Source organism: Mycobacterium kansasii ATCC 12478 (assembly GCF_000157895.3).
GTDB classification, from domain to species: domain Bacteria; phylum Actinomycetota; class Actinomycetes; order Mycobacteriales; family Mycobacteriaceae; genus Mycobacterium; species Mycobacterium kansasii.
Genome location: NC_022663.1, coordinates 2,459,297 through 2,472,034, shown reverse-complemented (window position 1 = coordinate 2,472,034; position 12,738 = coordinate 2,459,297). Strand labels below are relative to the sequence as shown.

Below are 12,738 nucleotides of genomic sequence, written 5' to 3'. Positions count from 1 at the left end.
CGGATCTGAGGAGGAGCGCCGGTGGCGCGGGTGGTCGTGCATGTCATGCCCAAGGCGGAGATTCTCGATCCGCAGGGTCAGGCAATCGTTGGCGCGTTGGGCCGGCTCGGTCATGCCGGAATCTCGGATGTGCGGCAGGGCAAGAGGTTTGAGCTCGAGGTCGATGATTCCGTCGACGACTCCACGCTGGCCGAGATCGCCGAATCGCTGCTGGCGAACCCGGTCATCGAGGATTGGACGATCAGCCGGGACCCGCAGTGACAGCTCGGATCGGTGTCATCACGTTTCCGGGCACGCTCGACGACGTGGACGCCGCGCGCGCGGTACGGCAGGTGGGCGCCGAGGCGGTGAGCCTCTGGCACGCGGACGCCGACCTCAAGAAAGTCGACGCGGTCGTGGTTCCCGGTGGCTTTTCCTACGGCGATTATCTGCGCGCGGGTGCGATCGCCAGTTTCGCACCGGTGATGGGCGAAGTGGTGGTCGCCGCCGCGGGTGGTATGCCGGTTTTGGGTATTTGCAACGGATTTCAGGTGCTCTGTGAGGCGGGGTTGCTGCCCGGCGCCCTCACCCGCAATGTGGGGTTGCACTTCGTCTGCCGCGACGTGTGGCTGCAGGTAGCGTCGACGTCGACGGCCTGGACATCGCGTTTCGAACCGGACGCCGACGTGCTGGTGCCGCTGAAGTCCGGTGAGGGCCGCTATGTGGCACCCGAGGCAGTGCTAGAAGAATTGGAAGGTGAAGGGCGAGTGGTGTTTCGGTACCACGACAACGTCAACGGCTCGCTGCGCGACATTGCCGGCATCAGCTCGGCCAACGGTCGGGTGGTCGGGTTGATGCCCCACCCTGAACACGCGATCGAGGCGTTGACCGGTCCGTCCGACGACGGTCTAGGCCTGTTCTATTCGGTTTTGGACGCGGTGCTGGTGGCCTGACGCCGACGCTGAGATGTCGGCGCGCACATGACACCCGAACCTGTTGTCGTGCATAGTGATCCGGTCACACGACACATGCGGGCCGAAACCGAGCACGCACCGCGGTATTCCCGACTAATGGGAAGTGCCTGGCCAGTCGGACAGCATTCCGGCAGAACTGGCTCAGCTCAAGTTAGTGGGCACGTCAGCTGGGATCTTGATGGGGGCCCGGGTATCGGGTCGGCGGCGGTGCGGGCTTGATTGGCGAGGAAAGTCTTTATGCCCCAACCTGTTTCAGACTTGATACGGTGCTACTGATCAGCCTGTTGGGTGTTGCTGGTGGTTGGGGTTGGAAGGGTTTGGTACCACCACCAGTGGGCGCGTTCGCCGGTGGGTCCTGGGCAAGGCGCGACGGCGGGTGGGGGTTGGGTGGGTGGGCGCGCCAGCGATCCTGGGGCGCAGTACTCGGCCGTCGGTGTCGGTGACGGTCAAAGCGTCGGCGGGTCCGGTGATGGTGATGACGCCGCGGTGGTGGCTGCGGTGGTGATACGGGCACAGCGGCGGAGCCGTAAGTTCATGACCCGCCCGGACGAGCTGAAGCGAGTGCGAAGAGAGTGCGTGCCGAGGATCGGGCTGAGGTGACGGTGGTTCTTGAACCCACCGGAAACGCCTGGATCGTGATTGCCGAGCGGTTTCGCCGTCGTGGTGCGAAAGTGGTGATGGCGCCGACCACGCAGTCGGCTGACTTGCGCAAGTACTACTGCAAGCACGCCAAGAACGACCGGATCGACTCGGAGCTGTTAGCCCGGGTGGCGCTGCTGCACCCGGAAGGATAGCGCCCCTATACCGGCCAAGGCCCGGCTGATCCGTTGCGGCGGCCGACCAAGCAGCGTTCCACCATGGTCAAGCGCCGCACCGCGGTCTATGCCGGTCTATGCCCGCCCCGACGCGCTGATCGAGCTGCTGGGACCGGCCTGGTATGCGGTACTGGGCTCGAACTACGGCGACGCAGCGCTGGAATTTTTGGCCCTTTAAGCAGATCCGGTCGCGGTGGTCCGGCTCGGCCAGGCCGGGCTGGCCAGGTTCCCCATCGCCCGCTCGTGTGGAAACTGGCGCCAGATTGGCCCGCCCGAGGCAGGCGCCGCACCGTGTGGATAACAGAGCTATGTGCGCGAGCTAACCGAAAATAGACGAATCATTGTGATAATTACCAAGTTCCAGCGATCCACGAGCCTCACCCGGCATCGAGCAGCAACGGCTCTGTGGGTTGCGGCAACCCGGCAACCGGCGTCAACTCGCCGAACAGATCCACCGCGGCGTCCAAGGCGCGGTCGACGGTATCGGCGAACTCGTTGAACCGGACGAGACTCGGAATCCATTGGGAATTGCAGGCGGTGACGCCGACGCGCTGCGGATCGGAAGACCCGTGCACGATTGCGGTCACTGCGTGATTCCGGGTGTTCCACAGGTCTGCGAATTGTGCCAGCCGGGCCTGGTCCGCGGCGGGGAAAAAGTATGCGGGTGTGACCCGGATGGTGAACACGCACGGATGCTCGAGCGAGATCTCCAGGTGGACGTGCAATCTTCGCGGGTAAGCGTTTGCGACGAAGAAGAACTCACCGTCATGCCGGCCGCGGAAGTATCGCTTACCGCGGCTGCACAGATAGCGCTCGATCAAGTTCGTGGACAGTGGCTCACCCAGCGGCGACGATGTCATGATGCCCATGTTGAAGCGGCTTGGTACGGAAATCCTTTGAATCAGGCAAGGCGGTTGCGAAGAATCAGTTGAGAATTCGCTGAGCGGTGCGGACACCGCTCGCCCGCGGACGCAACCAGCCGACGGCAAAAAGGCACCCGCTAACTTTCGTGGCAAAGGTCGATCGAAGATACCCGCTGCTGCGGAGCAACAACTACCGCCGATAGCAGATTTTTCAACCGGGCGGTTAAGGCCTCGATGGTGGCGGCGTCATAGACGTCGGTGCGGTACTCCACGACTCCGCTGATTCCGGCGGGCGCACCGGAGGCGGTGAAGTTCTCTTCGAGGAACAGTGCCAGGTCCATTCGAGCGACGTTGGTTTGTAAGTGGACAGCGGTGACGTCCAGATCGCCCAGCATCCACTCGGCGGGTCTGTTGGTTTGCCAGCCCAGCATTACTTGCCCCAGCGCGGTGCTCGGTGATCCATGGTGATTGAGCCGCTCGGTGAGAACCCGGAAGGGGATGTCTTGGTGGTCGAAGGCCTGCAAGCTGCGCGCGCGTACCACGCCGAGCAAATCGGTGAAGGTGGCGTCCTCAGCTACCTCGACGCGCAAAACCAACCTGTTGACGAACACGCCGATCAGATCATCCAATGCCGGGTGAGTGCGACCGGCGACGTTGATCGCGACTGGAATGTCCGTGCTGGCGCTGAGCTTTGACAGCAATGCAACCAGGGCTGCGTGGACCACCATAAAAGCGGTAGCCCTGCTTTCGTGGGCGAGGCGCGCTATGTCCTGGTGCAGCGACGGTGGCCAATGCAGGGCCACTGTGCCCCCGTTGCCGACCGTGGCTGGTGGGTAGGGCCGGTCGGTAGGCAGTTCCAGCCGCTCGGGCATTCCGGCGAGGGTTTCCTCCCAGTACCGTAGCTGACTCGCGATGATGCTCGTGGGATCGGCCAGGTCACCCAGGTATTCATGTTGCCAGAGCGCGTAATCGATGTATTGCACCGGCAACGAGGCCCATGCTGGCGCCCGTCGGGCGCATCGACTGCGATAAGCCACAGCCAAATCGGCCGCAAATGTGGCCATCGACCAACCGTCAGCGGCGATGTGATGGATGGTAATCGCCAAGATGTGTTCGTCGTCAGCGACGCGGTAAAGTCTGGCGCGCAACGGAATCTGGATCGACAAGTCGAAGGGATCGCGGGCATGTCGACTGAGAGCTTGGTCGAGCTTCTCGGTCGACCACTGGGTGGCATCGACTATTTGCCAGCCGAGATCTGCCCGTGCGGGGGGCAGCACGACTTGTTGCGGTATGCCATCGACGCTGACAAAGACGGTGCGCAGGGGCTCATGGCGGCCGACCACGTCATCCAGCGCATGGCTTAGCGCCTGGACATCCAGACCGCCGCTCAATCGCAGCGCTAACGGAATGTTGTAGAGCGCGGACGGACCCTCCAGCTGGTCGACACACCACATCTGCTGCTGTGCGAAGGATAGGGGGATTTGGGGGGGTCGGGGTCGGGTGGTCAGTGGTGGCTGGGCTGGTTTGGGGTTGGGGGTTTTGATGGTGGTGGTTAGGCCGGCGACGGTGGGTGTGGTGAATATTGTTCGGATTGAGATGTCGATGCCGAGTTCGGCGCGGATGCGTGCTGCTAGGCGGGTGGCTGATAGGGAGTGGCCGCCTAGGTGAAAGAAGTTGTCGTCGATGCCGATTCGGGTTAGTCCGAGGATTTCGCCGAAGAGGGTGGCCAGTGTGTGTTCGTGGTGGTCGCGGGGGGCTCGGTAGGTTTTGTCGCTGACGAACTGGGGGGTGGGTAGGGCTTGTCGGTCGAGTTTGCCGTTGAGGGTTAGTGGTAGGGCGTCGATGGTCATGATCGCTGCGGGGATCATGTGTGGGGGGAGTTGGGTGGCTGCGTGGCGGCGGATTTGGGTGATCAGTTCGATGGCCGAGGGGTTGTTGGCGTAGTTGGTGATGTCGTGGAGGGGGTGGGTGGGCAGGTAGACGTTGGTCAGCGCGGTGTGGGTGGGGTGGGGGGTGCGGGTGTAGATGAGGTCGATCAGGCCGGGGGTGGGTGAGTAGGTCAGGGTGGTGGTGTATCCCAGGTGTTGGGCCAGTTGGTGGCATTGGTGGGGTAGGACTGTGGTGGTGGGGATGGTTGGGCGGCGTTGGTGCAGCGCGGTGGGGTCGTGGGTGTGGGTCAGGGTGTGGGCCATGGTGATGTCGGGCCAGATTCCGCCGTGGGGTATTCCGGTGATGCGTAGCTGGTCTGGCTGTTGGGTGTGGAGGTAGTGGGCCAGCTTGTCGAGGCTTTGGTAGTGCTGCCAGGGTTGGGTGGGCAGCTCGGCTAGGCAGTGTATGGGTGTTGGTGCTTTGCGCAGTATGACGTCGTAGCGGTAGTTGCTGAGTTCGTTGACTGCTGTCATGTGTTTGAGTTGGATGTCCACGGCGGCGATGTCGCTGAGGTGTTGGGGCACAGCGGCGAAGAATTCCGGTGCTAGCAGCAGTTCTTGTTCGGCGAGTATTTCGTGGCGTATTCGTTCGCGCAGCGCCGCGGGGCTGGCGTGGGTGCTGGTGGTGTCGGCGCAGACCACCCCGGTGATAAATGCTTGCAGCAAGCTCAGGTTGCGCACGTCACCGATAAACAATGCCCCGCCGGGTGTGAGCAGTTGCAGTGCCGTGGTGAGCACATCGAGTAGATAGGCCACGCTCGGGAAGTACTGGATCACCGAGTTGAGGATCACCACGTCAAAGTGACTGTGCGGCAATCCCTTGGCCGAGTCTGCGGGCTGTGCGTGCAAGCGCACCCGATCACCCCACGGTTGGCCAGCCGCCGCGACGCCTAGTGCCTTGATCGTGGATTCGCAGATATCGGTGCCCCAATACTCGAGACACTGTGGGGCCAGCTGTCCCAGCAACAGCCCGGAACCCACCCCGATCTCCAGCACCCGCTTGGGGTCCAACCCGGTTATCCGACGCACCGTGGCTGATCGCCAGTCCCGCATTTCATCCGGGGGGATGGGCGCTTCGGTGTAGCTGCTATTCCAACCGGCGAAATTGTCGCTTAGGGCTGCTGGCAGCATGCCTGCGTCAAAAAATGCCGAATGCAGATTGTCGTAAACTCCCCGCCACTGCTCAATCAGTTGCGATTCTCGCTGCTCGTCCCGCGTTAGCGTCGTCTCCCGATCGAGGACCACATAGGCCAGCAATTGCTTCTCAGCCGCGTCATCGGCGGTGGGCTCCAAGGCCGGTGTGTGCGCTACGACGACTGCCTGGGCCACTCGGGGATGGCCGGTGAGCACTGCTTCGATCTCGGCGGGCTCGATGCGGTACCCGCGGATTTTGACCTGCTCGTCGGCGCGCCCGAGGAACTGCAGCTGCCCATCAGCGCCCCAGCGCACCACATCCCCGGTGCGATACATCCGTGTTCCCGCCGCCGCGCCGAAGGGGCAGGCCACAAACCGCGAGGCGGTCAACCCACCCCGGCGCACATACCCATAACCCACCCCGGCCCCGGCCACATACAATTCCCCGGCCACCCCGACCGGCACCGGACGCAAACCCGCATCCAACACAAACAACGCCGCCCCCGGCACCGGCGACCCAATAGGAACCACACCCGCCCCCGGACGCAACGACGCATGGGCCACATACATGGTCGTCTCCGAAGGGCCGTATTGATTGATCAGTAGCTGCCCGGTCGTCCGGCACCGGTCCACCAGCGCGGGCGGGCAGGCCTCACCACCAAAGATCACCGCATCCAGTTGCAGCCGAGGGCTTGGTTGGTGTTGTGGGACCTCGGCTGCCCGCAGGAGCGCAGAAAATGCTGACGGCGTCTGGATCACCACGTTGACGTGTTCGGTGGTCAGTAGTCGGTGCAATTCGGTGGGGGAGCCGGTGATGGTTTCAGGGACGACGAGCAGCCGGGCGCCGTGCAGCAGGGCGCTCCAGATCTCCCATACCGATACGTCGAAGCCGTAGGAATGGCAGTGGGTCAGTGTTTGCCCGGCGGCCGGGGTGAAAGCTGTTGGTGCGGTGAGCAGTTGGGTGATGTTGTGGTGGCTGATAGCCACGCCTTTGGGTGTTCCGGTGGTGCCGGAGGTGTAGATGATGTAGGCGATATCGTCGGGGCGGGGATGGTCGAGGGGGTAACTGGGCGAACACCTAAGGGTCGGGTCGTCGACGGCGATGAGCGGTAGCTGGTGGCCGCTCAGGCGTGGGCGCAGTCCGGTGGTGGTCAGCGCGGCCACCGGCATGGCGTCGTCGATCATCAACGTGATGCGGGCATCGGGAAGAGCCGGATCGATCGGCAGATAAGCCGCACCGGTTTTCAGTACTGCCGCGACAGCGATCACCGCCTCGGCTGATCGCTGCAGCAGCAGCGCCACCACGTCACCGCGGCCAATCCCGTGCCCGGCCAATCGCCACGCCAGCTGGTCAGCGGCCTGATCCAGCTCACGGTAGGTCAACGTGGTCCCAAGGAAGGTCAGCGCCGGCGCCGACGGGCTCCGAGCCACCTGCTCGGCAAACAACCCAGGCACAGTCGCCCCAGCCAACCCGGCCGGTCCGGTGGCGGCGGTGGTGTTGGATCGAGTCAGCATCTGGACGCATTCGGCGGGATCAAGGACGTCGATCACCTCGATACGCCGGTATGGGTCGGTAGTGACGGTGTGCAGCAGGCGTAGGTAGTAGCCGGCGAACCTTTCGATGGTGTCGCGGTTGAACAGGTCGGCCGCGTATTCGATGCTGGCGGGCATAGCTTGCGGCTTCCCGGCGGCCGGGGGCAGATCCACCAGGTTGATGAACAAGTCGAACTTGGCCGCGCCGGTGGACACGGTCAGAAATTCGATCTCTATCCCGGGCAGTTCGACTGCAGGCACGGGATTGTTTTGCAGAGCGAATGCCACTTGGAACAGGGGATGGTAGGCCGTCGACCGTCTCGGGTTGAGCACCTCTACCAGACGTTCAAACGGAGCGTCCTGGTTTTCATAGGCGGCCAGCGCCTTGGCACGCACCTGCTGGAGCACGTCAGCGAAAGTCGGGTTGCCGGAGGTGTCGACTCGCAACACCCAGCTGTTGACGAAAAACCCGATCAGGTTGGTCAGCGCTTGGTCGGTGCGTCCAGCGATCGGTCCGCCGATCGTGACGTCATCACCGGCGCCGAGTTTGCGTAACAGCACCGCCAACCCGGCCTGCAGCATCATCGACATGGTGGTGCCTGTGTCGTGAGCCAGCTGCTGGAGGCGCTCGCGCAGCTTGGCGCCGATGGTGAACGGCACCATCCCCCCGCGAAACGACTGCCGGGCCGGTCGGGGTCGATCTGAGGCCAACGTGATGTGTTCGGGCGCTCCGGCCAGCTCGTCACGCCAGTACGCGACCTGCCGCGCCATCTGGCTGTTGGGATCGTCTTCGCAGCCCAGGATTTCGTGTTGCCACAAGGTGTAGTCGGCGTACTGCACCGGCAGCGGTGACCAATGCGGCGGTTGGCCGAGACAGCGCGTGGTGTAGGCCGCGGCCAGATCATGGGCCAACGGCACCAGCGAGGCCCCGTCGGCGGCGATGTGGTGCACCACCAACACCAACACGCACTCGGTGGCCGATAGTTGCAGCACATCGACCCGTATCGGGATCTGAGTTGTCAGATCGAAGCGATATTGAGCGGCCTGAGCCACCGCTTGCGCCAACTCCTGTTCGTCGGCGACCTCGGTCACCGATACCGGCGAATCCACCGCTTCGGCCGGCACGATCCGCTGCCAGGGGACACCGTCGGTTTCGGGGAACACCGTGCGTAGCGCTTCGTGACGGGTCACCAGGTCGCCGATGGCCGCAATGAGTGCCTCGACATCGAGTTCGCCGGTCATCCGCAGCGCTAACGGAACGTTATAGGTCGCTGAGGGGCCCTCGTACTTGTGGATGAACCACAACCGAGACTGTGCGAAGGATAGGGGGATTTGGGGGGGTCGGGGTCGGGTGGTCAGTGGTGGCTGGGCTGGTTTGGGGTTGGGGGTTTTGATGGTGGTGGTTAGGCCGGCGACGGTGGGTGTGGTGAATATTGTTCGGATTGAGATGTCGATGCCGAGTTCGGCGCGGATGCGTGCTGCTAGGCGGGTGGCTGATAGGGAGTGGCCGCCTAGGTGAAAGAAGTTGTCGTCGATGCCGATTCGGGTTAGTCCGAGGATTTCGCCGAAGAGGGTGGCCAGTGTGTGTTCGTGGTGGTCGCGGGGGGCTCGGTAGGTTTTGTCGCTGACGAACTGGGGGGTGGGTAGGGCTTGTCGGTCGAGTTTGCCGTTGAGGGTTAGTGGTAGGGCGTCGATGGTCATGATCGCTGCGGGGATCATGTGTGGGGGGAGTTGGGTGGCTGCGTGGCGGCGGATTTGGGTGATCAGTTCGATGGCCGAGGGGTTGTTGGCGTAGTTGGTGATGTCGTGGAGGGGGTGGGTGGGCAGGTAGACGTTGGTCAGCGCGGTGTGGGTGGGGTGGGGGGTGCGGGTGTAGATGAGGTCGATCAGGCCGGGGGTGGGTGAGTAGGTCAGGGTGGTGGTGTATCCCAGGTGTTGGGCCAGTTGGTGGCATTGGTGGGGTAGGACTGTGGTGGTGGGGATGGTTGGGCGGCGTTGGTGCAGCGCGGTGGGGTCGTGGGTGTGGGTCAGGGTGTGGGCCATGGTGATGTCGGGCCAGATTCCGCCGTGGGGTATTCCGGTGATGCGTAGCTGGGCTGGTTGTTGGGTGTGGAGGTAGTGGGCCAGCTTGTCGAGGCTTTGGTAGTGCTGCCAGGGTTGGGTGGGCAGCTCGGCTAGGCAGTGTATGGGTGTTGGTGCTTTGCGCAGTATGACGTCGTAGCGGTAGTTGCTGAGTTCGTTGACTGCTGTCATGTGTTTGAGTTGGATGTCCACGGCGGCGATGTCGCTGAGGTGTTGGGGCACAGCGGCGAAGAATTCCGGTGCTAGCAGCAGTTCTTGTTCGGCGAGTATTTCGTGGCGTATTCGTTCGCGCAGCGCCGCGGGGCTGGCGTGGGTGCTGGTGGTGTCGGCGCAGACCACCCCGGTGATAAATGCTTGCAGCAAGCTCAGGTTGCGCACGTCACCGATAAACAATGCCCCGCCGGGTGTGAGCAGTTGCAGTGCCGTGGTGAGCACATCGAGTAGATAGGCCACGCTCGGGAAGTACTGGATCACCGAGTTGAGGATCACCACGTCAAAGTGACTGTGCGGCAATCCCTTGGCCGAGTCTGCGGGCTGTGCGTGCAAGCGCACCCGATCACCCCACGGTTGGCCAGCCGCCGCGACGCCTAGTGCCTTGATCGTGGATTCGCAGATATCGGTGCCCCAATACTCGAGACACTGTGGGGCCAGCTGTCCCAGCAACAGCCCGGAACCCACCCCGATCTCCAGCACCCGCTTGGGGTCCAACCCGGTTATCCGACGCACCGTGGCTGATCGCCAGTCCCGCATTTCATCCGGGGGGATGGGCGCTTCGGTGTAGCTGCTATTCCAACCGGCGAAATTGTCGCTTAGGGCTGCTGGCAGCATGCCTGCGTCAAAAAATGCCGAATGCAGATTGTCGTAAACTCCCCGCCACTGCTCAATCAGTTGCGATTCTCGCTGCTCGTCCCGCGTTAGCGTCGTCTCCCGATCGAGGACCACATAGGCCAGCAATTGCTTCTCAGCCGCGTCATCGGCGGTGGGCTCCAAGGCCGGTGTGTGCGCTACGACGACTGCCTGGGCCACTCGGGGATGGCCGGTGAGCACTGCTTCGATCTCGGCGGGCTCGATGCGGTACCCGCGGATTTTGACCTGCTCGTCGGCGCGCCCGAGGAACTGCAGCTGCCCATCAGCGCCCCAGCGCACCACATCCCCGGTGCGATACATCCGTGTTCCCGCCGCCGCGCCGAAGGGGCAGGCCACAAACCGCGAGGCGGTCAACCCACCCCGGCGCACATACCCATAACCCACCCCGGCCCCGGCCACATACAATTCCCCGGCCACCCCGACCGGCACCGGACGCAAACCCGCATCCAACACAAACAACGCCGCCCCCGGCACCGGCGACCCAATAGGAACCACACCCGCCCCCGGACGCAACGAGGCGCTCATCGATGTATAGATCGTGGTCTCGGTCGGACCGTATGCGTTGATCAGTAGCTGCCCGGTCGTCCGGCACCGGTCCACCAGCGCGGGCGGGCAGGCCTCACCACCAAAGATCACCGCATCCAGTTGCAGCCGAGGGCTTGGTTGGTGTTGTGGGACCTCGGCTGCCCGCAGGAGCGCAGAAAATGCTGACGGCGTCTGGATCACCACGTTGACGTGTTCGGTGGTCAGTAGTCGGTGCAATTCGGTGGGGGAGCCGGTGATGGTTTCAGGGACGACGAGCAGCCGGGCGCCGTGCAGCAGGGCGCTCCAGATCTCCCATACCGATACGTCGAAGCCGTAGGAATGGCAGTGGGTCAGTGTTTGCCCGGCGGCCGGGGTGAAAGCTGTTGGTGCGGTGAGCAGTTGGGTGATGTTGTGGTGGCTGATAGCCACGCCTTTGGGTGTTCCGGTGGTGCCGGAGGTGTAGATGATGTAGGCGATATCGTCGGGGCGGGGATGGTCGAGGGGGTAACTGGGCGAACACCTAAGGGTCGGGTCGTCGACGGCGATGAGCGGTAGCTGGTGGCCGCTCAGGCGTGGGCGCAGTCCGGTGGTGGTCAGCGCGGCCACCGGCATGGCGTCGTCGATCATCAACGTGATGCGGGCATCGGGAAGAGCCGGATCGATCGGCAGATAAGCCGCACCGGTTTTCAGTACTGCCGCGACAGCGATCACCGCCTCGGCTGATCGCTGCAGCAGCAGTGCCACCACGTCACCGCGGCCAATCCCGTGCCCGGCCAATCGCCACGCCAGCTGGTCAGCGGCCTGATCCAGCTCACGGTAGGTCAACGTGGTCCCAAGGAATGTCAGCGCCGGCGCCGACGGGCTCCGAGCCACCTGCTCGGCAAACAACCCAGGCACAGTCGCCCCAGCCAACCCGGTAGTGGTCAACGCGGCCGCGTTATCCCACGCCGACAGGCATGACTGTTCGTCGCGCACGTCGGCTTGCGGTAACCCGAAGGACTCGGCATTACGCATTCGAGTCACCTGCCTGCTCAACGGCCATATGTCCAATTACGTTCGGGCTGAGCATCGCTCGGCCGTCAGTCGACGATCGTTCACTGCAAGACGACCTGCGGCAAACGGACAGCACTCGGTGGCGATCTCATATGGCGTCTTCGCCGGTGTTGTTCAAGGACATCCGCTTTGCCTCGAGCGCCTAACGCAATTCGCCCGTTGATTGGCGACGCCCACTGGCAACGAACGACGTACGGCGGGCCGATTCCGGCGACATCACGGTCGGGTTCGGGTCGACAGGTGGTGTTGGAAACCCCCGGGCTGCAGTCCTATTGGTGCTGCGATCACCGCACCGCCCGTCGTGGACATGGATTGGACACAGCGAAAAGGAACTTTCAACGACTCAGCTGGTTGAGTCATCGGGTTCTGACAGCGCATCGCTCGTTGTGAGTCCGACTGCCAACCGCGGTTTGCGGCGGCCTGATCCGGACACGGTCTCAACAGTCAAGACAGCTGCATGGCCATGCCTGCGGGGGCAACGCACGAGCGCCGTTGCGTCGTGCCAGCGTGCTGGTGGTCGATGCCATGTGCGCAGCAGGACCCGCAACGTCACGCGCATTCCTCCTTGAGGCAAACCTTCGTCGGCATCGACCAAACCGGTAAGAATGGTCAACATCATGTGCAGAGCGTTATCTGTTGCACTCTATGGGGTTTCGAGACCATCCGGAAGTAATTAACACCAGCTACGGAGTTGTCGCCAGGGTTAAACCAGCTCAACTGTTTCGTTCGGATGAGGCAAAGCGCCCCGGATGATCAGTTGCGGTCGCGCGGTGTGTGCACATATTCCCGTGTCGCCACGACACCGCGACACTCTGCCCCAATGCCGGAGCTGACTTGGGTCGCAACGGCCCATGCCTGCACCGCGGATATCCCACTGCCCGGGTGTATCGCCGGCAGCACCTCACTGAGTATCGACCAGTCCCTCGTCCAGCAGTGCAGGGCGTCGACAGTCGCCCATAACAGCCGACGAGTGTCGGCAACGGAG

General features: G+C 63.3%; 4 protein-coding genes and 2 pseudogenes. 3 read left to right on the top strand and 3 right to left on the bottom strand.

Annotated elements, in window-relative coordinates; genetic code table 11:
- The first annotated feature begins 21 nt into the window (after window positions 1-21).
- Window positions 22-261, top strand: coding sequence for a phosphoribosylformylglycinamidine synthase subunit PurS (purS, locus tag MKAN_RS10570; RefSeq protein ID WP_023368101.1), 240 nt, complete (start codon window positions 22-24; stop codon window positions 259-261).
- Window positions 258-932, top strand: coding sequence for a phosphoribosylformylglycinamidine synthase subunit PurQ (gene purQ, locus MKAN_RS10565; RefSeq protein WP_023368099.1), 675 nt, complete (start codon window positions 258-260; stop codon window positions 930-932). The genes purS and purQ overlap by 4 nt, the downstream gene beginning before the upstream one ends.
- Before the next feature lie 256 nt (window positions 933-1,188).
- Here purQ and MKAN_RS29560 read toward each other — a convergent pair.
- Window positions 1,189-1,469: pseudogene (locus MKAN_RS29560) on the bottom strand (hypothetical protein); the annotation flags it as partial.
- Here MKAN_RS29560 and MKAN_RS33225 point away from each other — a divergent pair.
- Window positions 1,440-2,027, top strand: a pseudogene (locus tag MKAN_RS33225) (IS110 family transposase); the annotation flags it as partial. The pseudogenes MKAN_RS29560 and MKAN_RS33225 sit on opposite strands and share 30 nt — an antisense overlap.
- 118 nt (window positions 2,028-2,145) lie before the next feature.
- On the opposite strand, the gene MKAN_RS10555 reads toward MKAN_RS33225, so the two are convergent.
- Window positions 2,146-2,628 carry a hypothetical protein gene (locus tag MKAN_RS10555; protein ID WP_036395487.1) on the bottom strand — a complete coding sequence of 161 codons (483 nt, stop codon included), beginning with the start codon at window positions 2,626-2,628 and terminating at the stop codon, window positions 2,146-2,148.
- Window positions 2,629-2,768: 140 nt separating this feature from the next.
- Window positions 2,769-11,714, bottom strand: coding sequence for a non-ribosomal peptide synthetase (locus MKAN_RS32555; protein WP_023368091.1), 8,946 nt, complete (start codon window positions 11,712-11,714; stop codon window positions 2,769-2,771).
- Window positions 11,715-12,738 lie beyond the last annotated feature (1,024 nt).

Excerpts from the sequence above, each read along its gene's own strand:
- MKAN_RS10555 (WP_036395487.1), bottom strand. The coding sequence starts at position 2,628 with ATGACATCGTCGCCGCTGGGTGAGCCACTGTCCACGAACTTGATCGAG.
- MKAN_RS32555 (WP_023368091.1), bottom strand. The coding sequence starts at position 11,714 with ATGCGTAATGCCGAGTCCTTCGGGTTACCGCAAGCCGACGTGCGCGAC.